This window comes from Nocardia jiangxiensis NBRC 101359 (assembly GCF_000308615.1).
Lineage (GTDB): Bacteria > Actinomycetota > Actinomycetes > Mycobacteriales > Mycobacteriaceae > Nocardia > Nocardia jiangxiensis.
This window is the reverse complement of sequence record NZ_BAGB01000074.1, coordinates 17,126-39,736: the sequence shown is the minus strand read 5'-3', so window position 1 is coordinate 39,736 and position 22,611 is coordinate 17,126. Positions and strand designations below refer to the sequence as shown.

The 22,611-nt window shown below is 64.5% G+C and carries 20 protein-coding genes and 1 pseudogene; 8 read left to right on the top strand and 13 right to left on the bottom strand.

Features of this window, described 5'->3' with window-relative positions; all coding sequences use genetic code 11:
* Positions 1-837 precede the first annotated feature (837 nt).
* From ON40_RS31825 to ON40_RS31805, 5 genes are all read right to left on the bottom strand, one after another.
* Positions 838-1,413: a nuclear transport factor 2 family protein gene (locus ON40_RS31825; protein WP_157186493.1), complete on the bottom strand. Its 576-nt coding sequence runs from the start codon at positions 1,411-1,413 to the stop codon at positions 838-840.
* Positions 1,414-1,455: 42 nt separating this feature from the next.
* On the bottom strand, positions 1,456-2,370 hold the full coding sequence (locus tag ON40_RS31820) for an SDR family NAD(P)-dependent oxidoreductase (protein ID WP_040828754.1): 915 nt from the start codon (positions 2,368-2,370) through the stop codon (positions 1,456-1,458).
* Between the two features lie 28 nt (positions 2,371-2,398).
* Positions 2,399-3,253, bottom strand: a complete 855-nt coding sequence (locus ON40_RS31815) for a hypothetical protein (RefSeq protein ID WP_040828752.1) — start codon at positions 3,251-3,253, stop codon at positions 2,399-2,401.
* Positions 3,254-3,283: 30 nt separating this feature from the next.
* Positions 3,284-4,546 carry an amidohydrolase family protein gene (locus ON40_RS31810; RefSeq protein WP_040828750.1) on the bottom strand — a complete coding sequence of 421 codons (1,263 nt, stop codon included), beginning with the start codon at positions 4,544-4,546 and terminating at the stop codon, positions 3,284-3,286.
* 145 nt (positions 4,547-4,691) lie between these two features.
* Positions 4,692-5,465 (bottom strand): HpcH/HpaI aldolase family protein, encoded by a 774-nt coding sequence (locus ON40_RS31805; protein ID WP_051193813.1) that lies wholly within the window; start codon positions 5,463-5,465, stop codon positions 4,692-4,694.
* A gap of 362 nt (positions 5,466-5,827) precedes the next feature.
* Between ON40_RS31805 and ON40_RS31800 the strand changes: the two genes are divergently transcribed.
* The 6 genes and pseudogenes from ON40_RS31800 to ON40_RS56525 all read left to right on the top strand — a co-directional run.
* Positions 5,828-6,958 carry an LLM class flavin-dependent oxidoreductase gene (locus tag ON40_RS31800; RefSeq protein ID WP_040828749.1) on the top strand — a complete coding sequence of 377 codons (1,131 nt, stop codon included), beginning with the start codon at positions 5,828-5,830 and terminating at the stop codon, positions 6,956-6,958.
* Complete coding sequence (locus ON40_RS31795) at positions 6,955-7,737, top strand: 3,4-dihydroxy-2-butanone-4-phosphate synthase (protein ID WP_051193812.1); 783 nt, start codon at positions 6,955-6,957, stop codon at positions 7,735-7,737. Before ON40_RS31800 ends, ON40_RS31795 begins: the two co-directional genes overlap by 4 nt.
* 133 nt (positions 7,738-7,870) lie before the next feature.
* The gene (locus ON40_RS31790) at positions 7,871-8,233 is read left to right on the top strand and encodes a hypothetical protein (protein ID WP_040828748.1); all 363 of its coding nucleotides are present in this window, start codon (positions 7,871-7,873) and stop codon (positions 8,231-8,233) included.
* Between the two features lie 603 nt (positions 8,234-8,836).
* Positions 8,837-10,096 (top strand): group II intron reverse transcriptase/maturase, encoded by a 1,260-nt coding sequence (gene ltrA, locus ON40_RS31785; protein ID WP_040828747.1) that lies wholly within the window; start codon positions 8,837-8,839, stop codon positions 10,094-10,096.
* Between the two features lie 417 nt (positions 10,097-10,513).
* Complete coding sequence (locus ON40_RS31780; RefSeq protein ID WP_040828791.1) at positions 10,514-13,795, top strand: protein kinase domain-containing protein; 3,282 nt, start codon at positions 10,514-10,516, stop codon at positions 13,793-13,795.
* 227 nt (positions 13,796-14,022) lie between these two features.
* Positions 14,023-14,496: pseudogene (locus tag ON40_RS56525) on the top strand (transposase family protein); the annotation flags it as partial.
* A gap of 669 nt (positions 14,497-15,165) precedes the next feature.
* Here ON40_RS56525 and ON40_RS31765 read toward each other — a convergent pair.
* The 7 genes from ON40_RS31765 to imuA' all read right to left on the bottom strand — a co-directional run bounded on the left by ON40_RS31765 (position 15,166) and on the right by imuA' (position 20,623).
* On the bottom strand, positions 15,166-16,023 hold the full coding sequence (locus tag ON40_RS31765) for a TIGR03620 family F420-dependent LLM class oxidoreductase (protein WP_040828744.1): 858 nt from the start codon (positions 16,021-16,023) through the stop codon (positions 15,166-15,168).
* 109 nt (positions 16,024-16,132) lie between these two features.
* Positions 16,133-16,933, bottom strand: coding sequence for an oxidoreductase (locus ON40_RS31760; RefSeq protein WP_040828743.1), 801 nt, complete (start codon positions 16,931-16,933; stop codon positions 16,133-16,135).
* Positions 16,934-17,015: 82 nt separating this feature from the next.
* A complete protein-coding gene (locus ON40_RS31755; protein WP_040828742.1) occupies positions 17,016-17,837 on the bottom strand; it encodes a MerR family transcriptional regulator in 822 nt (273 codons plus the stop codon).
* Positions 17,838-17,843: 6 nt separating this feature from the next.
* A complete protein-coding gene (locus tag ON40_RS31750) occupies positions 17,844-18,209 on the bottom strand; it encodes a nuclear transport factor 2 family protein (RefSeq protein WP_040828741.1) in 366 nt (121 codons plus the stop codon).
* A 443-nt stretch (positions 18,210-18,652) separates the two neighbouring features.
* The gene (locus tag ON40_RS31745) at positions 18,653-18,886 is read right to left on the bottom strand and encodes a hypothetical protein (protein WP_040828740.1); all 234 of its coding nucleotides are present in this window, start codon (positions 18,884-18,886) and stop codon (positions 18,653-18,655) included.
* A gap of 113 nt (positions 18,887-18,999) precedes the next feature.
* Positions 19,000-19,344: a hypothetical protein gene (locus tag ON40_RS52235; RefSeq protein WP_157186490.1), complete on the bottom strand. Its 345-nt coding sequence runs from the start codon at positions 19,342-19,344 to the stop codon at positions 19,000-19,002.
* A 562-nt stretch (positions 19,345-19,906) separates the two neighbouring features.
* Entirely contained in the window at positions 19,907-20,623 is a 717-nt protein-coding gene (gene imuA' / locus ON40_RS48455) for a DnaE2-dependent mutagenesis accessory factor ImuA' (protein ID WP_505789344.1), read from the bottom strand.
* 1,024 nt (positions 20,624-21,647) lie between these two features.
* Here imuA' and ON40_RS31730 point away from each other — a divergent pair.
* The gene (locus ON40_RS31730; protein WP_040828738.1) at positions 21,648-22,016 is read left to right on the top strand and encodes a helix-turn-helix domain-containing protein; all 369 of its coding nucleotides are present in this window, start codon (positions 21,648-21,650) and stop codon (positions 22,014-22,016) included.
* Positions 22,013-22,150 carry a hypothetical protein gene (locus ON40_RS52230; protein WP_157186488.1) on the top strand — a complete coding sequence of 46 codons (138 nt, stop codon included), beginning with the start codon at positions 22,013-22,015 and terminating at the stop codon, positions 22,148-22,150. The genes ON40_RS31730 and ON40_RS52230 overlap by 4 nt, the downstream gene beginning before the upstream one ends.
* A 120-nt stretch (positions 22,151-22,270) precedes the next feature.
* Here the strand turns inward: ON40_RS52230 and ON40_RS52225 are convergent, their stop codons facing one another.
* The gene (locus ON40_RS52225; protein ID WP_157186487.1) at positions 22,271-22,606 is read right to left on the bottom strand and encodes a hypothetical protein; all 336 of its coding nucleotides are present in this window, start codon (positions 22,604-22,606) and stop codon (positions 22,271-22,273) included.
* Between the last annotated feature and the right edge of the window lie 5 nt (positions 22,607-22,611).

The following is a 22,611-nucleotide window of genomic DNA, read 5'->3' as shown; positions in this document are numbered from 1 at the left end:
GCCGGTGTAGCGGCCGGACCTGTTCAGGGAGGTAGGAGTTCGCTCGCTCGACCGGCGACACCGATTTCCAGTCGGGCAGACCGAGTTCCGGGGTTCCGACGGGGCTCCTACCCTCGGACAGAAACGTTAGCTCGGTCACATCAGGTTGTCAACGAAGTGGTTGAACGATCATGAGGCCCTGGATTTCTGTGCCCCATGTCGGCGGCTACTCGCCACGACTATGCTGGCTGACAGCTCTGCTCAGCTGGTCGGAGACGCATCACCATCGTCAATGTAATCAACATATATGTTGAAATATGTAAGCCCGATTCGTAGGATGGGCTTACGACCGCAGCGTCCGACTCGATGGCGAGTAATCCAGCGGCAATAGATATCGAGCCGACGATCTTCGCTGCCGTTCTTCCGCGGCGGCCACCGGATCGGCTGAGCCCGTAGATCCGCAGGTCGTGGACGGCCCCGCGTACCCGCTGCCCAGACTTTGCCGGGCCCGGTCCATGATCGCGTCACGCCCCTGCTCGACGACAGCCCGAGGCCGACGTCGACCATGGTGGCGTCGAGCCGGAGGAGACCGGACAGCTGGTCGATGTCGGCCGTCTATGTGGCGGTCCACAGTAGGCGATGGAACTCATGCTCCGCAGTGGCCGGCGGCCGGGATGCCGCGGGACGGACGGCTGTCGCGGCGCCGTCTCCATTCCGCCCGTGATGGCACATCGGGCACCCGCATCGCCAATATCGTGGTTGTCATCGGTAATCGAAATGCCTTCCCGGACAGAATAATCGAGTCTTACAACTTCGATTTTCACAGTCCGGGAAGGCGCTTCGCCCCTCGTCGCACGTTCAGTGCGATACTCGAACCCCCGGGCTCAGGCCCAGCTCGGCGAATGCGAGGCGGGCCGGATCCTGGTCGTCGCCGCGGCCCTTGGTGAAGGTTGCCGCCGCGGGCGAGGACCAGTACGCGGGTTCGCCGAGGCTGCGCGTCCAGTCCACGAGCGAAACCCGGTCGGCGATTTTCCAGGTGCCCTCGATGCGGGCCATGCGGTCGACGTAGCGGCCGCCCATCAGGACGGCCTCGGCGCCACCGTTCGTGACGAATTCGGGGTCGTCGATGAATTCGATGTAGCAGAGGTAGTAGCTTTCGCAGACCGCGCGGTCGCCGGAAATTTCGACCAGCTGGTTGGCGACGATGTGCTGTTTAGCGCCGCGATACTTGGCTTTGGCGGCCAGCCAGCCGGCCAGTTCCGCCGGCCCGCCCTGGAAGGCGCCGTGGTCATCGGCAGCTTCGGGCATGTAGCAGTCGGCCACCAAATCCCAGTTCAGCCGGTCGGTGCCGTGGCAGTATCGCAGCACACAATTTTTGATCTCGCGTTCGTCGAGCAGCAGGCGCAATCGGGCATCCATTCCGTTGCCGCTCACGGTCGTTGTGGTATCCACCAGAATTCTCCTCGATCAGCGTGATCAGCCCACACCGGACGATGCGGGGACGGTGTAGCCCTTCTCGTCCCGGATCGTCTCGATGTTGTCCCGCACGTCCTCGAGCCGCAGGTCCGTCAGCTCGATTCCCGGTGTCTCGGCGACGAAGATGCGCCCAACCTTGCCGCCCGCCGCCCGCCAGACCTCGCCGGTGACTGCGCAGTCGTCGTGCACGAGGTACGCGGCCACCGGTGCCACTCGTTCCGGCGTGCATTGCTCTCGAATCCACTGCAAGCGGCCGGTCGGGTCCTCGGTGCGCCCCGTCGTGGCGTGCCGCGCGGCCGCTGTGTAGGCGATCGGTGCGATGGCGTTGACCTTGATGTCGGCGGCCCGGCCTCGGTTCGCCAGATGCCGGGTGAGGCCGTACGCGCCGGCCTTGGCCACCCCGTACAGCCAGTTCTCGCCGAACCCGGTCGCGCTCGCGTCGTCGGCGCGCTGTCCGCCGGCGCCGGAACCGTACATCCCGACGCCCGATGTCGTGATCAGCACCCGGCCGTACCGGCGTTCCACCATTCCCGGCCAGAGCTCGTGCAGCACCCACACGGCACCCTTCAGATGAAGGTCGAGGTGATGGTCGAGGCTGCCGGTGGCGGTGCCCGCATTGTGGATGAAAATATCCACCCGGCCGTGCTTGCGCAGCGCCTCGCGGGCGAGTTCACGAGAACTCGCCTCCGATGCGAGGTCGGCATATATCATTTCGGCGTTTCCGCCGGCGTGCTGAATCGTCTCGAGCACCGCGGGACTGGACGAATCCTCATCCCGGTCGACCGATTCCACCGCAAGGTCGTTGGCTACAACCATCGCGCCGCGTGATGCGAGCAATTCGGCATAGGCACGTCCCAGTCCGCGGCCGGCCCCCGTGATGAGGGCGACTCGGCCATCGAATCGCATTTGGTTCATATTCGGTTCTACTCCATTGTTTCCGAAATCAGGACAGGCCGAGCGTGATACGGCTCGAGGGTGCGGGGAAGCGGACCATCAGCAATTCGCTGCCCGATTCGCCACCCACTGTGACACCTTCACCGGATTCGGCCCACACTCCGGTGTGCGGTCCGAATTCCTGGCCGTCGTGGGTGAAGCTGCCCTTCGTGGTGAACAGGAATGTCGGGCGGGGATCACCGGCCGGCGCCTCGAATGATCCGTCCGTATGCCACTGCACCGACTCGACCGCCAGCCCGTTCTCGGTGAAGACGCCGTGCTTGCGGCTCTGGGTGACCCCGTCGGACTCCGACCAGCCGAAGGCCGACGGGGTGATGAGCACCGGCTGCCGGTAGCGCGGTTTCTGAGGCTTATAGGGCTCACCGAACACCTGCTCCCAGATCGCGTTCAGCGGATCCTTGTTGAAGGGGCGGCCGCCCTCGCCGACGGCGTGGTAGATGCCGTCGCGAAATTCACCGTGCTTGGACAGTTCGGCGACGGCCGCGTCGCTCTCCTCCTTGGTGACGAATCGGTCGCCCCACTGCGCGACCAGAATCAGCGCACCCTCGCATTTCTGCGGCCCGTAATAAGCGTTGGCCGGAAAATACCCGACGTCACCTTCTTCGAGGACATCGAATCCGAGGTCCATCCGGCCGAGAGCGGCAAAGCGCAACTGCTCGAAATCATGGCGATGCCGGATCGAGTTGTACCCGCGATCCCCCTCCCCGAAGCGCTCGAACCGAATATCGTAGCTGACTTGCTTGCCGCCTTTCGCAGCCAGGATGACCTTGCGCCAAACGTCGCCGCCCCGGGTATTCGGAACCACCAGTTCCCACGGCAGTCGCGTCGTGTCCACGATATGCATCGCCGGCTCCTCTCCTATATCCGTGTGCGATCAGGCCCCGATGAGCGGGCGATCCAGGTCACCGCGATAGGTCGGCTGCACCTCGGGTGGGGTCAGCGCGTCGGCCTCGTCGAGTCCGATCTTCTCGGCGAGTGCGTCCAGTGCGGGCAGGTCGAACCCGAAGACGGCCGCGGCGTTCGAGCCGAACATCTTGCGCGCGTCGACGGCCGGCACGTGCTCGGCACCGAAGGTGGCCTTGACGTATTCGCGGGTGCCGAAACGCCAGGCGCCCTCACTGTGCGGGAAGTCGATGCCGATCATCATCTTGTCCAGGCCGATGCGATGGCGGGCCGCGACCTCGGCGCGCGAGAACAGCGAGGACCCGAGGTAGCACTGGCGGCGCCAGTATTCGCTCGGCCGCATCGGGACGACCTCGCGGATGTCACGCCGCAGGTCACTGCGGTCGTACGAGTGGTCCATCCGCTGCAAAGCGCCCAGCACCCAGTCGGAATGCGTCTCTGTGAACACGATCCGCAGCCTCGGGAACCGCTCCAGGACGCCGCCGAAGATCAACGCCGGCAACAGGTTTCGCACGCTGGTGAAGATGTCCGCGCCGACCATGGCGCGCGCCGAGGTCAGGGTGGGCGCCTGCGTGTACGAAGGCAGGGTGCTGCCGATCGCGACGTGAATGTTGACGACAAGATCGTTGTCCTGCAGGGCGGCCCATATCCGGTCGTACTGCGGCTGGTACGGCCGGTCGTCGCCGGGGAGTGCCGGCAGCGCGATGCCGGAGAATCCCATCTCCTTGACGGCTTCGATCTCGGTGACCGCCGCCTCGACATCGTGCAGGCTGATCGCCGCCATGGGCGCCCACCGGTGTGGCGCGTATGCGCGGAAGTCGCTGACCCACCGGTTGTATGCCCGGTACCCCGCGCTGAGCTGGTCATCGGTCGGTTGCGCGACCTGCAACGTGGCGGCGTGGGTCGGCGAGCTCATCAGGAACGGCGTCGCGAACTCCTGGAACAGGACCTCGGCCGCGATGCCCTCTCGGTCCAGCTCGGCGACACGCCGGGCGGGATCCCAACTCGCTTCGAGTCGGCCGGTGTTGGTGACCTTTTCCTGCCACTCGGCCGCGACGTCAGGGTCGAGCCGATTCATGATGTTCGTCGAATCCGTGGTCACCACACCGTATTTGCGGTAATCGATGAGAAACGCATCGAAGTCCTCGTGGTACCTCGACTCGAGGTAGGGGCGATAGTCACCCATGTGTGCAGCGACATGCCCGTCGCTCGAGATCAGCGTTATCCGACTCATCGTCAACCACCATCCATTCGTGAACAACTCGGCGAGTCAGAAACAATCCGGCCAGGGAGTGCAACGGATCTGCCGGGGTTAAAATATCGTTTCCACCTGGGACGTTAGCCCCGGAGGTAAGCGTTGTCAACGCCAATGTTGAAAACTAGGAGCCGAGGTGGCCCGCCGCGCGCAGCGATTCCGCCTCGGTGCGGGCACGCTCGGTGAGCCACCAGGTGTCCGCGCCCACCGCCAGGAAGCTGAATCCCCGCTCCGCCAACGTGATTGCGCTCGCCGCGGTGCTGCACGGCATGCCTACCGCGATGCCGTGGGCCTCGGCGACCTTGCGTACGCGTTCGATCCCGTCGGCGTGCGGACCGGGTATCGGATCGTTGCCCGGCGGCAGACCCATCGTGATCGCCAGGTCGCCGGGCCCGATATAGATGCAGTCGATGCCGGGCACCGCGGTGATCGCCTCGACGTTCGCCACACCGAGGGCGGTTTCGATCATGACGATGCAGCTCACGCCCTCGCTCACCGCGATCGGATCGCGACCGAACGACTGGGAGGCGCGCACAGGCCCGAAGCTGCGCCGGCCGTCGGGGTGGATGCGGCAGGCCTCGACCGCCTCACGCGCGTCGTCGGCAGTTTCGATCATCGGGAAGATGATGCCGTGCGCGCCGGCGTCCAGCATCCGGCCGGCGGCCGCCGCGTCGCGCGACGGCATGCGCACGATGATCCCGGCACCGGTTCGCGCCAGTGCCATCATGCTCGACAGCAGCCGGTCGTAGCTCCACAGGCCGTGCTGCGCGTCGAGGCCGATGAAGTCGTAGCCCTGCAGCGCGATGACCTCGGCGACGAAAGGTGTTCCGGTGGAACACCATCCGCCGAACAGCGGCTCACGCCGGGCCAGGCGATCCTTCAGGGGGTTTCCGTCCATTGAGTCCTCCATTGGGGTGACGGGGCCTGACTCCGGCGCGTACATTCCCTGTTCGCGCCGGCGCCGGACGAGACGCCTCGATGGTAGATACGGCCGATTCGCACTGTCAACGGACGTATTGAAAACTATGATCCTTGGTGGGTGGCCATGATATCCACTTTCGAACCACTTTTATCAACATGAGTGTTGACATTCGGCCCGGCTCGAGATTAGCGTCACCGTGTGTACTTCCTGCGGGCAGTCTCGAGGCCGGCGGGTCCACTGGGGCCGGGCCGGTCGCCGTGCCGACCTGGCCACCGTTCACCTCGCCGCGGCAGTGCAAGCTCAATTTTCGTCTGCGAGCGCCCCAAGGAGGTCGCGTCATGACCGGTCAGCAAGATTCCCCCCAGCGGTCGTCGTTCTTCGGCGATAACGCTTTGAAACTCGGCGTCTTCTGTCTCAATGTCAGCGGGGGCATGATGCTCTCCGGCGCATCGAAGCCCACGCTGGACTGGGACGAGAACGTCTCGGTCGCCAAGGCGGCCGACGATGCCGGCTGGGAGTTCCTGCTCCCCATCGGCCGGTGGCGCGGGCACGGCGGCAAGTACAACGCGAATGCCGAACAGTACGAATGCTTCACCTGGGCCGCCGCGATGGCGGCCCTGACGCAGCGAATTCAGGTCTTCGCCACCTGTCACGTGCCGATCTACCATCCGATGCTCGCGGCGAAACTGTCCGCGACGATCGATAACATCAGCGGCGGCCGATTCGGGCTCAACATCGTTTCGGGCTGGAATGCCGCCGAATTCGGCATGTTCGGCATCGAGCAGTTGCCGCACGACGATCGCTACCTGATGTCGGCCGAGTGGCTGGAGATCATGGAATCGCTGTGGGCCAAGCACGGTGAACTCGACCATCAGGGCAGGTTCTACACCGTCGAGAAGGGATACCTCGAGCCGAAAACGGTCCAGCAACGGCCGGTGATTGTCGCCGCCGGCCAGTCGCCCGCCGGCCTGGACTTCGGGATTACGCACGCGGACTACTGTTTCGTCGGCAGCGACAACTGGGACCTGCTCGAACAGACGATGCAGCGTTGTAAGACGCACGCTGCCGGATTGAACCGCGAGCTCAACGCACTGACCTTCTGCACCGTCGTGGTGAAGGACACCGAAGCGGAGGCCAAACGTTACTTCGAGTGGTACGTCGACGAACTCGGTGACCTGGAGACCGCCCAGCGCCTGGCGAACAATATCATCAGCGGTGGCGCCCAGGCACTCCCGCCAGAACTCGTGGCCAAGCGGGCCCGGGCATACGTCGCCGGGTGGGGTGCGTTGCCGCTGGTGGGCACCGCCGAACAGGTTGCCGAGCAACTCGCCCGCCTGAGCGGTCTGGGAATCGGCGGCGCCGCCCTCGGCTGGCTCGACTACACCGAGGGTATCGACCGCTTCAACGCCGAGGTCATGCCGCTGCTGCACCAGGCGGGGCTGCGCACGGACACACGGAGCCTGTCATGACGAAACATCGTCCGAGTGCCGCTGAACTCGAGCACCTGCGCAACACCGTGGGACGTGTGTCGGACGCCGTCGACAGTATCCTCGACGGCCGTGCTGTCGTCATCGCCGATGACACCGACGGCGTCGGCTATCTCGCGTTCGCCGGTAGCCTCGCGTCCGAAAGCCTCGTCGCATGGGCCGTTCGATATGGTTCCGGATTCCTTTGCGCGGCAATGCTGCCCGACCGTGCCCGGGCCCTCGGTCTTCCGCTGATCGCGTCGACGGGCCCCGGAATCGACAGACACTACGCGGTCTCGGTCGATGCGATCGAGGGCACGTCCACAGGTATTTCCGCGCAGGACCGCGCTCGGACTCTCGCACTGCTCGCTCACCAGCACGCGCACCCGGACGCCTTCACCCGGCCCGGGCACCTCGTCGTCGAACTGGTCGCCCCCGGCGGTGTACTCGACAGACCGCGACCGGGCGAATGCCTCCTCGACCTGCTGAGCATCGCTGAACTACCGCCGGTCGGCGGCCTGTGCGCCCTGGTGAGCGAACGCGATTCGACGGCACTGGCCACCGGTGACGAACTTCGCGAGTTCTGCGACACCCACGACACGGCGCTGATCTGCGTCGGGGATATGGTTACGTTTCGCGAACTCACCGAGCGGCGCGTGGTGCGAGTGCATGCCGAGATCGAATGGCTGCCCTCGCGGTCCTATTCGACCGGGAGTTGCGTGCCGAGGACAGTGCGCAGGGCGAGCCGTCCGACGTCCTCGGTGCCGGGCTCGGCGGTGTAGGCCGATACGACCCGATCCGCCGCCCGGCGGTCTTGTCTCTGCAGTTCGGTATGGGTTCCAGACAAGGAAGAATAGTGAAGCGCAGGCCGTTAGTGTGGCTGCGGCTGTGCGGCCGGTGTCGAATGGTGCTCCGGTGACTGCGATCGACAAGCTCACTGCCGACCCTGTGGACCAGCAAAGCGATTTCGAGCGTGCGCTCGGCACGGTCGAAATGGACTTCGATCTGGCCAGCGGTGTGGGCAGCACGATCGGTGGTGTGGCGGGTGCCCGGATCGGTTGTCCGCTCGGCGTGGTCACCAGCGGCGCGCTGACCGCCCCGACCATCGTGTTGACCTCGCTCGGCACCGTCGTCGGCTGCGCGGTCGGCATCGCGACCGTCGGTGGTGCAGGCGCGCTCATCGGCGGCGCCGCGCTGGGAATTCCGGTCGGCATCGCCGGCGCCGCGCAGATGTACAACACTCTGCACGCGAAGGGCGAAGCCCAGCTTGACTTTTAAGTGCGCCACGAGCGCGGAAGGGGAGGTCCCATAGGTAGGTGACCTTGCTGGATGCGGTGCTGTGCAGGAGATGAAGGTTTTGTGGCCCTTCGGAGCCGCCTCTGCGGGGGGAGGCTTCAAACCACCTCGAGCTGCGTTGGCTGAAGACCGTCGTGGTGAGCGTCGAGGAGAAGGCGCACGTGATGCGTCAGGTGGGGACCGGGAAGGCGAGCGCGAGCGAACCGTTGATGACGTGTCGAAACAAGCAGCTGACATCGAAACCGGGGCGGTTAAATGGCGCCGGGATGAGCCTGGCGGGTGCCCGCTGGTTGGCCAGGTGGTGTCCGGCATGGAGGCGGCGCGAGTCCGGTCTGCGGCTTCTGCATGGAACGTGGGAAGGCGGATGCCGATATGGCTGCCGGACCTGAAAAGGGTTGGTGGCGAGAGGGAGTGCGCCGAGCAGCAGCAACTGTGAGGTGTTGAGTACCGTCGCGGCGTTCGCTGGCGGACCGGCTCGTAGTAGCGGGGAAGCTCCTGTAATGGGGGTGGAGCGAAGGGGCCGGCTCATCTGTCGATTTGTGCGCACGAACAACCGGACGCTGGTCCGGGAGGAAGCGGGTGGGCATGTCGGAACCGCAGGACAAGCCGTTCAATATTCGGAAGCGGCTGGTGTGGGAGGCATACGAGAGAGTCAAGGCCAACAAGGGGGCCGCCGGGGTGGATCGGCAGTCCCTCGCCGACTTCGAGACCGATCTGAGGAACAACCTCTACAAGATCTGGAACCGGATGTCGTCGGGGACCTACTTTCCGCCTCCGGTGCTGGCGGTGGAGATACCCAAGGCTGGGGGAGGCTCCCGAATTCTCGGGGTGCCGACCGTGGCCGATCGGGTCGCTCAGACGGTGGCGGCGATGGCGCTGGAGCCCCGCACGGAGTCGATCTTTCATGACGACTCCTACGGATATCGGCCCCGTCGCTCGGCACTGGATGCGGTGGCCAAGTGCCGAGAGCGGTGCTGGAGCAAGGATTGGGTGATCGATCTCGATGTCGCCAAGTTCTTCGACAGCGTGCCGTGGGACCTGATGGTCAAGGCGGTAGCGGCCAACATCACCACCGAACAACGCTGGGTGCTGCTGTATGTGAAGCGGTGGCTCGCCGCTCCGCTGCAACAGTCCGACGGAACCTTGGCCGAGCGGCACCAGGGAACCCCACAGGGTTCGGCGGTATCGCCCGTCTTGGCCAACCTTTTCATGCACTACGCGTTCGACACGTGGCTCGAAAGAGAGTTCCCGACAGTGGAGTTCGAGCGTTACGCCGACGATGCCGTGGTGCATTGCGTGACCGAGCGGCAGGCCCGGCAGGTGCTGGCCGCGCTCTCCGAGAGAATGGAACAGGTCGGGCTGCGATTGCATCCCGACAAGACAAAGATCGTGTACTGCAAGGACTCTCGGCGGCGTGGCTCGTTCGAGCACATGTCGTTCACGTTCCTGGGATACACGTTCGGTCCCCGCAAGGCCCAATATCCGGATGGGCGGGCGTTCACGTCCTTCCTTCCGGCGGTCAGCGCGGGGGCGCTCAAGGAGATGGGTCGACGGGTCCGCTCATGGCGGATCCACATGCGCGTCAGGAACGATCTCGATGAGCTCGCTGAATGGATGAATCCTGTTATGGCGGGCTGGATGAACTACTACGGCCGTTTCTACCGGTCGCAGCTGTATCCTCTCCTACGGCGCGTCAACACCTACCTGACGCGCTGGGCGCGAAAGAAATACAAGCGGCTGCGCTCGTTCAAACGCCGCAGGGCGTGGTGGACCGGGGTCGTCGATCGAGAGCCCGGCCTGTTCAAGCACTGGGCATGGGAGCGCGAGTTCGACTGGGGAAGATGAGAAGAGCGGAGTGACGGGCGACTGTCACGCTCCGTTCCGTGGGAGCCCAGGGGTGAGATTCCCCTGGGCCACCCGACCGTCTGAGGTCGTGTCCGGGTGTCCAAGTTGATCATGCACGAAGCCCTTGGCTGATGATTTATCTTGCGCCAGAACAAATCTCATAACCAAGGGCTTCGATGAACAGTGCGCACGAGTCGCGCGAGCTGAAGTTTCACCTGAAGAAGTCGCTGGCTCGAGCGTGGCGCGCGAATTCCGGCACGTTGTCGGTGGGCGGGTGCTGTCAGTAGCACCCGGGCGTCACGGCTGTGACTCGGTTGTGCAGCTCGGACGCTGGCTGGCGATACGCTGGGCATTGTCGGAAGGTAAGCGCATGGTGCCCGGTGTCAGTACACATGCTCAGTGGATGGCCCGCCACTGATGGTCAGTGATGATCCGGTGCGGACCGGCGGTGACGTGCGTACTTCTGTCGCGGCGGAGTTGAGCGCATCGGGGTTCGAGGATGCGGAGGAGATCGGGCACGGTGGTTTCGGTGTGGTCTACCGCTGCAGGCAGGTTGTGCTGGACCGGACGGTTGCGGTCAGGGTACTCACTGCGGAGTTGGATGCTGACAATCGGGCACGTTTCTTTCGTGAGCAGCAGGCTATGGGGCGGCTGACCGGGCATCCGAATATTGTCACTGTGCTGCAGGTGGGGGTTATGGCGAGTGGGCGGCCTTATCTGGTGATGCCGTATCACCCGTTGGACTCATTGGATGTGCGGATTCGTCGGGAGGGGCCTGTCCCGGTGGAGACTCTGTTGGTGATCGGGGTGAAGATCGCCGGCGCGCTCGAGAGCGCGCACGGGCTCGGGATAGTTCATCGCGATGTGAAGCCGGACAATATCCTGCTCACCGATTACGGTGAGCCGGCGTTGACCGATTTCGGTATCGCGCGGGTTGCCGGCGGGTTCCGGACGGCCTCGGGCATCTTGACGGCGTCGCCTGCGTTCACAGCGCCCGAGGTGCTCAGTGGTGAGGCTTCGACGCCGGCCGCGGATGTCTATGGGCTCGGCGCGACCTTGTTCTGTGCGTTGACCGCACATGCTGCGTACGAACGTCATAGCGGTGAGCAGGTGGTGGCGCAGTTTCTGCGGATCACCAGCCAGCCTGTGCCTGACCTGCGCGAGAGTGGCGTTCCCGACGATCTGGCGGCTGTGGTGGAGTCCGCGATGAATCGTGATCCGCATGAGCGACCGTCCGCGGCAGGTCTGGGTGAGGCCATCCGGGAGGTCCAGCACGCCCATGGATATCAACTCACCGAGATGGCATTGCATGACCGTCCGGCCGGGCCGAATCAGACGTCGGCGATACCGAGATCGGGGCCGGCTAGGACTGCGCCGAACCCCGGGTACACCGGAGACCTGGAGGCCAACCTTACGAGCTTCGTCGGCCGCCGAGCTGAGCTGTCGGAGATCAAGAACCTGCTGTCGGCATCGCGGTTGGTGACGCTGGCAGGGATCGGTGGTGTGGGCAAGACCCGGTTGGCGAGACGGGCGGCATGGAATGTTCGGCGCGAATTTGCCGATGGGGTTCGAATGATCGAGCTGGCCGATGTGCGCGATCCATCCCTGGTGGCCGACGTCGTGGTGGCCGGCCTGGGTATCAGATGCGATTCGGCTCGACCGGTGCAGGACATGCTCGTCGAGTTTTTGCGTCAGAGGGAAATGCTGCTTGTCATCGACAATGGCGAACAGGTCGTGCAGGCTTTGGCCCCCCTGGTCGAGACATTATTGGTGGCTTGTCCGTCTCTGCGGATTCTGGCTACCAGCCGTGAGCCGCTGGATATCGCCGGGGAGGCGGTACTGCGGGTGTTACCGCTGTCCACTCCGGTTCGCGACGATCTGCACACACTCCGAGGATTGGCCAGATTCGATGCGGTCAGCCTGTTCGCCGATCGCGCGGCTGCGGTGGTGCCGGGCTTCGACATCACCGAGGGCAACAGTGCGGCTGTGGCCGGGATATGTTCGCGGCTCGATGGTTTGCCGCTGGCGATCGAGCTCGCTGCGGCTCGCATGCGCACGATGTCACCGGAGCAGATACTCGAGCGACTGACCGACCGGTATGCACTGCTGACCCGTGGTACCCGCACTGCGCCGCGGCGGCAACGGACGCTGCGGTGGTGCATCGACTGGAGCTATCAGCTGTGTACGGAGGCCGAGCAGCGACTGTGGGCCCGGTTGTCGGTGTTCGCGGGTGGTTTCGAACTCGACGCGGCTGAGCAAATCTGCGGTACCGACCTGGAACCCGGGGACGTGCTGGACGCATTGTCCGCACTGGTCGACAAATCTGTCGTGCTTCGAGAGGAACCCGATGGCGTCGTGCGCTTCCGGATGCTCGAGACTTTGCGCGAATATGGGCGCGAGCAGTTGCAACAAGCAGGCGAACACGCAGACATCGGCCGGCGACATCGCGATTGGTACCAGCGATTGGCGGTGAATGCCGAGGTCGAGTGGGTCAGTGATCGGCAGCTCGACTGGCTGGCCCGGCTCGATCGGGAGCAGCCCAACCTGCGTGATGCCCTCGAGTTCTCGCTGTCCGAGGACAGCGAGAACTCGGCCGAGGCCGGGCTGCGTACCGCCGCCGCGCTCTTCATATTCTGGGATTTCCGGGGTCTGCATGGTGAAGGCCGACGCTGGCTGGACCGCACCCTCGCGCACCCTCGGGCTGTCTCGATGCCGGGTCGGCTTCCAGCGCTCCATGCCAGCACGATCATGGCATCGCTACAGCGAGACCTCGACTCAGCGGCTCATGTCCTGGAGCGGGAACGTACGCTGGCCGACCAGGATCGCACGCCCCTCAATGACGCGATGGTCGCGTGCGCCGGGGGTCTCCTGGCGCTGTATCGAGACGAAACCAGGCACGCGGTCTCCTGCTTGGAGCGTGCAGTCGAGGTATTCGGATCGATGCGGCCGGGACACCCGTACATCGCCGCGTTGATGTTTCTCGGTTCGGCCCACGCTGCGATAGGCGATATTCCGCGGGCCATCGGCTATTACGAGAAAGTGTTATCGGTATCCGAGGCGTCCGGTGAATCGCTGTTTCGACCGTCCGCGCTGTGGGGACGGGGGATCGCCGCGTGGCGGCAAGGCGAGCACATCTATGCGCAGGCCCTGCTGCAGGAGTCGTTGCGAGTAGACCAGCGCGCCCCCACCCCCGTCGTGGTGGCGCTCGATCTCGAAGGGCTGGCCTGGACCGGCATTGGCGGCGATAACGAGCGTGCGGCCGTTCTGATGGGGGCCGCAGAACATATGCTGCGCTCCTCTGCCCCCGGTTACTCTGTTTTTCCAGAGCTGGCCCACGCCCATGAGGAATGTGAGCGCGCCGTGCGGCAAGCGCTCGGTGCGCGACGATTCGGCGCGGAATTCCGGCGCGGTCAATCCATGGAGAGGAACGTTGCGGTCGCGTTTGCCCTCGGGGAGGAGGCAACCGGGGATACCCACGTTTCGGAACCGAGCTTGACCAAGCGAGAGCAGCAGGTCGCAGATCTTGTCGCGCAAGGGTTCACCAACAAGCAGATCGCCGCGAAATTGGTGATCGCGCAACGCACAGCGGAAGGCCACGTGGAACATATCCTGACCAAACTCGGCTTCACTTCTCGCGCGCAGATCGCAGCCTGGATCATCGACACAACCCAGCAGGAGAGGCTCCGGCGGCCGCGGTGATTCCGAACCGTCCGGCTGCGTCCTGGTCCGGTCAGCAAGCCGGTGATGTCGAGTACGAGGCCGACGATGTTGATGCCGATCGCGCTGGCCCATGCCGCCCGGCTCCGGCGGTCGATCTTTACGGTATCGGCTGGTCCTTGTCCCGGGTCGCCCGGCATTTCGCTGTTGATCCGGTCACTGAGCCTTTTGCATCCTCGGCTGAGGTCTGTTGTTGCCGTTGAGGATTGGTGCAGCGTGTCGCCGATGTGAATGGCGAATCCCCTGGTAGATCAGCTGTTTACCACAACCGCTGTTCGCCAACGGCTTCAGATGCTTTTCTACCGTTCCGCGCTGCCGTTGTCACGTCAGACTCTCGACTACGTGGCCGGAGTGATCCGCCGTCACCGCCAAAGGATCGGGGCGGTGTGGCGGCTGCGCAACCGGGCCGCCAGGCCCTGCTCGTACTGGCTTACCTGCGCAAAGGAGAAACCTTCGACGATTTGGGTGCCGGGTTCGAGATATCGACGGCGACCGCGTGGCGGTATGTCACCGAGACCGTGGAGTTGCTGGCCGCGCGAGCGCCAGCGCTGCGGAAAGCGTTGGCCCACGCCAAGACTGCCGGGCATGCCTATCTGATCCTGGACGGTACGCTGATCGCGATCGACCGGGTCGCCGCCGATCGGCCGTTCTACTCGGGCAAGCACCGCCACCACGGGACAAACGAACCACCCCACGGCCGAAGGGCCGACGCTCCGGATCAATCCGGTAGGCACGCGCAAGGCGACACTGAAGGCGTGACCTGCGGTTTTTGGCGGTTCGCTGGTTATAGGCACTCCTCGCGCATCTGCATCGTCGGCGGCGGAAAACACTCGATATGTGGCAAGAGAGGGCACTTCTGGGACTATGGGGTGATGGCCGCCCTGGCGGCTACTCGACGGGTTTGCGGGTTGCGCTACGCACTGCCGCGGCTGTTTCGGCAGGCCCGCTGAAACCGAAACCGGCACTGCTCGCCTCAGGTTCGTCGAGTTCTGCTCGGGCCTGGTCGATTTGGTCGTATGCGTAGGTCGCCATCTCGGCGGTGGTCATCGTCTCACCCTTGCGGGCGAGCGATTCGTAGGTCTGGTCGCCTAGCACATCGCGGAGGTGGGAGATCGCCGTCTCGAGTTCGGGCAACGTCGCTGCGGTCAATGAAATGGGCGCGAAACCCGTCATGGTCGCCGCCGATTCGTGGTGTCCGAGCCGGTTCATAAAGGCTGCGAGGGACGCCATTAGCGCGGATCACGGGTATTGCCTGAGCCTCGTCGTCTCGTTCAGCCGGGCGTTGCGCGAGCTCGGGCCGGTCGGAGCTACTCCATTTCGGTTGTTTTGCGGATGATTGGTGCTTGGGATGGTTAGGCGGCGGGTCGGTGTTGGGCGAGGGTGCGGAAAGCGACCATCGGTGACGCTCCGGGCTCGCTGTTGAAGACCTGGATTCCTACGTGGTTGGCGCCGGCGGCCAAGTGCTCGTTGAGGCGTTGGTAGATCGCTTCCGGGGATCCGTGGGCGACCAGAGCGTCGATGAGTGCATCGCTGCCGGAACCGGCGACGTCGGCTTCGGTGAATCCATGGCGGATCAGGTTGCTGGTGTAGTTGCGCAGGCCGAGGTAGGGGTATTGCACCGCAGGGCGGCCGATCCTGCGGGCCTCTTCGACGTCTTCGGTGAGCACCACCTTGTGTTCGGGTGCCAGAAATGCGTTGGGGCCCATGAGCTCACGGGCGTACCGAGTGTGTTCTGGCACAGTGAGGTATGGGTGTGCTCCCAGGGTTCGCTCGCCGGCGAGCTTCAGCGTCTTGGTCCCTAGTGCCCCAATCACGATGGCCTCGGCAGGTACGCGGTCTTCGAGCAGTGTGTCGACGTAGCGGACCATGTGCTCGTAGGGCTTTTGGTAGCTGTCGCGGCTTTCAGGGTGGCCCAGGCCGATGCCGAGCAACAGGCGTGGCCCGTGGTGGTCGACGATGCGGTGGTAGTGGTGGGCGATGCTGTGGGCGTCGTCCTGCCACATGTTAATGATGGCGCTGGCGATGATCGCGGTGCGGGTGGCTTCGATCATCTGCTCCAGTAGGTTCATGTCGCCGACGGGGTCGGCGCCGATGCCGACCCAGATGGTGTCGTAGCCGAGCTCTTCTAGTTCAGGCGCGTATTCGATCCGAGGCGCATTGCCGAGGGCGGGATTCAGCCATGCGCCGTAGGTTCCGAACTGCTTGTACACGGTGGTGTCTCCTTCGGGTGATTGCGTCGTTTGCGCGTGGAGGTATGACGGGTGAGACAGGCGTCATCCACACGTGCTGGGCTTGTGCCGGTCAGCCGGTTGTTGTGGTTTAGACGGTGCGGGTGCTGCCGCCGTCTATGAGGAATTCGGCTCCAGTCAGGTAGCGGGCGTGGTCGGATGCCAGGAACGCGACGAGGTCTCCGACATCCGTGGGATCTCCGGCTCTGCCAAGGGGGATGCCACCGATGGATTTGATGACCTGTGCGCGTGCGGCATCCATGCTGATCTGTAGTTTCTCGGCGTGCTCGCTTACGAATGCCGCGGCAGCTTCGGTCTCGATGAATCCGGGGCAGACACTGTTGACACGGATACCGTTGGGCGCCAATTCATCTGACAGCGCTTTGCTGTAATTGGCCAGGGCGGCCTTGGCGGCGGCGTAGGGTGCGGTACCCGGCATCGGCAGGCGGCGTTGCACCGAGGTGATGTGGATGATCACGCCGCTTTGGCCGGTGATCATCGAGGGGATGAGCGCTCGATCGAGTCGTACGGCTCCGAACAGGTTGGTCTGGAAGGCTTGATCCCAGTCGTCGTCGGTCAGGTTTGTGACGCTTCCGCGGCTTACCTGGGAACCGCCGACGTTGTGCACGACGATGTCCACGCCGCCGAGTATGGCCAGGGTGCGTTCGGCGATGGTTGCCGACCCGTCGGCGGTGGCGATGTCGGCGGTGATCACCTCTGGCGATGGCGTGTGGGGGGCGCTGCGTGCGGCGACGACAACGGTCGCGCCAGCAGCACGCAGTCGATCGGTGATGCCTTTGCCGATACCTCGAGTGCCCCCAGTGACTAGGGCTCGTTTGCCCGTGAGGTCAATCTGCAGCGTGGTGGTGGCAGTAGACACGGTGTCCTCCATTTGTGAGTTCTTCCCCTCGACGAGGGGGCAAGCCGGGGGTCAATGCTCGCCGGATTCTCGTGTGCTCAGCGTGCCGGGTGTTTTAAGTCGGGGTGTCGATGATCGGCCAGGCGATTTCGGTGCGCCATTGGGTGTAGTCGGTGGTGTGGCTGTGGTCTCGGTGGTAGTACTCGCGTAGTTGCCAGCCCACGGCTAGTTCGTGCTCGGTGATGTAGGAACCCAATTGCGCATAGGCCAGGTCGATGTCGGCGTGCGATCCACGGTGCGTGGTCACCGCGACCTCGGCGGCGGGGATAACCAGCGGTTTGATCCTGCCCAGTTCGAGTGGTGTGGTGACAGGTATGTAGACGATGGCTTCGCCAGGCTCGTGCTGAAAAAGGCATTCGTCGTAAAGGCCGCCCGCGGGTCCGGTGACCTGCATGGCGTGATCGTCAGCCGCGGCACGCAGTTCGTGTAAGGCGTCGCGCCACCAGCTTTCGATATCCGCGGGGTTGCGGATGTCCTCGGTGATGGCCAGCACCGGAAAACTCGATTCGGCTCGCCGATGCACCGGATGTTGTTGTCCGGGCGCGCATTCGAGCAGGGCACGCAGCGAGTTCACGGCGGCTTGCGTGCTGGCTAGTTCAGCCTCGAGGTGATCGATGTGGGTGGCGATCAAGGTGTCGCGCGCGGCCGGGCTGCCTGCGACGAGGACAGCGCGGACACCGGCGACCGGCATGCGCAGATCGCGCAGCCGCCGAATCAGCTGCGCGGTCGGGAGTTGTTCCAGTGCGTAATACCGATAGCCGGTGTGCGGGTCGACCTCGGCCGGTTCCAACAGTCCGACCTGGTGGTAGTGTCGCAGTGTTTTGACACTCAGGTGGGTCATGATGGCGAAGCGTCCAACGCTGACGGTTGTGGTCATGACGGGTCAGTACTGGGGTGCAGTGTTTTTGATGATGAACAAGGTGACGATTTTGCCGTCGCGGACTCGGATGTAGTTGGTCATGATCAGCGGGTCAGGCAGCCCCGTTTTGTCGTAGTCGCCCTCGTAGCGGCACCGCACGCACCACATGCCAGCATTGTCGACCGCCTCGACGAGTGCCATCGTGACGTGGTCGCCCGCCAACTCCTTGGTCACAAAAGCGCGGATGTGCTCGGGTCCCCAGAATTCCCGGGAAAAGTCGTTGACGAGGGCATCATCGGCGAAGGTGTCCATGATGGCATCGACGTCGAAGCTGTTGATCGCGGCGATATGCGAGGCGATCACGGGATCCAGCGATAGTTGCGCGGTCATTACATCCTCCTAGATCGTTGTTGGCGTTGAACCACTGTCAACTACGACCCTGCGCTCTCCCCCTACGGGAGGGTCAAGCGTCCGTAGACTGCGCCGTGAACCACGTGTAATTCGGTGATCGGCTCGGAACTAAACAATCGCGAGCGATCGGTTCTTGTCTCATGTGATCGTCCCCGGGGAAATCGCCCGGCTCACATTCCTGCCCAGCCACGATTGCGGGCAACTCCCCGGTCGGTACTGAGACCATGAGCACGCCCCTGGCGAATGTGATGATCACCCTCGGCGCGCGCGATCTTCCCCGACTCCGCGAGTTCTACCGCCAGCTCGGCTGGCCGACGATTATTGACGACGGTGAGTTTGCAGCATCCCCTATTGATACCTGGCAGAGCGGTTCAAAGTGTCCGGCCGGCGTCGGAGCCTCTCACACGGCTCAGCGATGCGGTCTATGGCTTGTGCGCGGTCAGGACCGGTTGAAAGAACCCGGTCTTGTCGGGCATGTGCCAGCTGGGGGATTCGAGCCCGGCGGTGCGCACGAAACCGGAGATCTGACCACGGGTGATCGCCCAGTAGCGAGTGCGCACAACGGCCGTGATCCACTTCTGGCCATGTGAGGCGACCTGGAACAGCTCGAGGTCGTAGTGCTCTGCGCCGGTTGTGCAGATGCCGACTTCCGCCATCGACCGCGAGCAACGACAACCACGAGCCCATCCGGAAACTTGTGCACGACACGCCGCGGCTGTGCGCGCTGCAGCACGGAAACGGTTCGGATAACTACCCAAATGCAACAAAGTCACAGGCCGTTGACCTGTGGCTTTGCCGTTCTGTGGACCTTGGGGGAGCTTACTATAACCCGAAATCGCAGGTAGAAGCCTTGGAAGCGCTGCGCCGGAAGCTTCCCGACTCCACCGCACCCGCCCCGTCGCCCGTCGCCCGATCCAAACCCGGCCGGGCCCGGCAACTCGGCACTGATCAGGTCCGGGAACTGATCGCCGGATATGAGGGTGGGGAGACGGTATATCAGTTGGGTGCGCGGTTTGGTATCGAGCGGCGGACGGTCAGCGAGATTCTGCACCGGCACGGTGTGTGGATGCGTCGCCGTGGTCTGACGTCCGAGCAGGTTGATGAAGCCGTTCATCTTTACGGGCTGGGTTGGTCGCTTGCCAGGGTTGGTTCGCATCTGGGTGTTGACGGTATGACCGTTCTGAATCGGTTCCGCGAACGCGGGGTTCCTACGCGGGATCCCCAGGGCCGACCGCGGGCGTAGACGACTGTCGCAGGTTCGTGCCCTCGGCGGGGCACTATAAGGATGGGACCGGCGCTGAACAGCGGTTTTCGTGGGGAACGTCGACAATTGAAGCGAAATTCGGCTACCCGAAGCCATTTCGATCCCATTAGTCCGTATTGGGACGTGTTGCCGGGCGTCGGCGGCTTCTCTGGGTGTCGCCGATTGCCCGGTGTGTCTCAGGAGGTGTTCGTGTGGCATCTCCTGGGGCATTACTCGGCGGATCGTGATCGCCAACGTTCGAGTTCCTCGGCGGTGGGTAGTCTGACTGCGTCGGCTGGAACCCACTGGCGCACGCTGACTTCCCCTGTGCTTGTTCGCGGCGCGCAGGGTCACCTCGATCTCTGCGCACCACACCGCTCCGGTGGTGTAGAGCAGCAGCCACGAGTATTGCGTGGCCAGCATCCACGACAGGTCACCACCGCCCGATGGTTGGGTGTTGACGCTGTGGGCCCGCATCCCGATCGACTGTCTGCGCGGCGGGGTTCGCGGAAGTATCCAGACCCTTGACGGGTTCACGAGTACTGGTCGTAGTCGAACGAGTCGTCGCGCACCGTTCATCCGGCGTGACTCCACCGCTGCGCGGCTTCCGCCTCGGCCGCGGAGGCTCGGGTCCAAGCGGTGTGTTCGGTGGGTCGACGCCCGCGAGTAGTAGTTCCGTGCGCCGGGTGGGTGTGTAGCGGTCGGAAGTCTCGGTACCGAACTTCATCTGCTGGACGCGCCCGATGCCGGGGCCGAGTCCGATGTATGCGGTGACGTGGGAGCGGATGGTGAGGTGCGGCCGGAATCCGCTGATCTGTTTCGTGCAGATCAGTACACCGCGTTGGCTGCGATATCTCTGGGCAAGGACGCGTGCCCGTGCGGCGGGCGCTGTCACGTGGCGGGTGCCGGGATCGAGGACCACGACTGGGACGCCATCGGTGAGCACGTTCGCGATCTCGAGGGGGTCTCCGCCGCTGGGGTCGATGATCGGCAAGCGGGACAGGTCGCCGCCCATCTCCGCGATCGCCAGCAGGCCGAGTCGACGCCCGCCGATCACGGCCGCGTTCTGTCCTGCTGCCGTCACTCCCGCCAGCAGGCCGAGCAATACGCTGGTCGAGCCGTGGCAGGCCACCACGGTTCCCCGCGCCAGACCGCTTCCCTGTCAAGTCTGCGTGTTGAACTAACCGAGAAGTTATCGGGTGGGTGGCTATGCGGAGGCAGCCGGAAGTCAGACGCGGGCCGGGCCAATCGGTAGCAACCAGACTCCTCGGCCACGATCACCCATCGTCTTCACCTCAAGCGAGTGGACTACTTTCGCCGAGGGCGTCCGAGACGGGGGAGTTCACCCGCCCCACGGCGTAGTAACCTTCCAACCGCGCGGCAGCGGCCTCGGTCCCATTGCGACGGACCGACGCCGCTGGGATTCCCGGCGGCGGTGGGCGACCCGGCATCGCCGGGGCGCGGCGCCGTGGCGGCAGACGTTGCTGACCAGCTCGTCGAACACCTGCACCGCATCGGCGAGCACCGCCGTTGGCAGTTCTGCCAGCAGCTCACGTACCTTCGCCCGCGCCCACCCGCCGCGACCACATCCAGATCCAGATCCGCGGCAGCGCTGCGGTTCCGGCCGCGGTGCCCGCAATCCAGCACCGGTGTCGTCATGACCATCACCCTTGCCCGCCTCGTTGCTCGAGTCCCCTCGAGCTCCCCGGTCCCGACACCCCGAAACCCCTCTATCGATGTGACATAAGCACCCGCACCGGTAGGCGAAAATCTATCGTGTCGGGTGTAGACATTCGCTGAAGGTCGTTATAGAGTCTCTGTTGTTCGAATGAAGGAGTCCAGAAGCCGGGAGGTGAACTGCCCGGAAGAAGGAAGTTTCACCGTCCCCTTCCGGCGGATGACGGACAGACCCGGTGCATGTTGGCCGGACCTGCCGGAGGGGGACGAAGCATCACCGAATAATCGAGTTCGCAAGCACCCGTAGGAAGACCGGCGATCCAGGAGGTGGTCACTGAGTAGCCAGTTATCAGGTCCGCATCGTGGGAAGTATCGGATGCGGTGTGTGACAGCGGCCCTGACGGGCCGGTGAAAGTATGCAATTATTCCCCCCTTCGTAGATCCCAGGCCCCGGCGCTTTCGCGCCGGGGCCTGTCGGCGTTGACCCGAGAGGCCCTGTGCAACAACCGAACCCCCACCCCGCCGACGGTCCCAGTGCCGCCGACAAACTCGACGACGACGATTACCCCGCCTACTCGATGGGACGCGCCGCGGAAATCCTCGGCGTCACCCAAGCGTTCCTGCGCAGTCTCGACGCCGCCGAATTATTGACCCCGCAACGGTCGCCGGGCGGGCACCGCCGCTACTCCCGCTACCAACTGCGCATCGCCGCCCGCGTGCGCGAACTCATCGACGCCGGCCACGCCCTCGACGCGGCCTGTCGCATCGTCATCCTCGAAGACCAGCTCGCCGACGCTCAGCGTCTCAACACCGAACTGCAACACACCCTCGACCAGCGCAGCGACCCCCCACCTGGAACGAAGTGAAGGCGCCCGACACCCGCACCGGCCACAGGGATGTCTTCCTCCCCCAAGCGATGGACCCGGCCGTCCTCGATGCGGTGATCCGCCTCAATGTCACCGCGGCACTGGCCCGCACCGGCGAATGGCCCTTTGGCTGACCGGAGCGGCGCCGTGCGCGGTCTTCGGGCTGACCAGCAGATGCGGGTTCGCGGTGAGGGCCAGGTGGCGCGGCGGTGGTCGAGCCAGCGCCGCGGTGCCCGGTAGCCGAGGTCGCCGAGTCACTGGCGGCGGCCAGCGAGGGCGACGCGCCGGTTGCCCAGGTCGAGGTCGTCGAGCGCCATGTGGCCGATGGCCCCGGTCCGAGCGGCGTTCTCGGCGGCCAGGGCGACGATCACCCGTCCGGCCGGGTCGGCCGCCAATTGTTCGACTGCGTGGATCTCGTCGTCGGTCATCGGAATCAGGGCGCCTGGGGCTCGTACTGGTCGGGCCGCTACGAACGTCTCGCCGCGCTGCTGCCGCCCGGGTATCGCGCAACTGCGGGCCACGGCCCGCGGTGCCCAGAACGGCGACATCGCCCCCGCACACGAGTTGCTGGCGCGGATGTACTGGGTCACCGGCT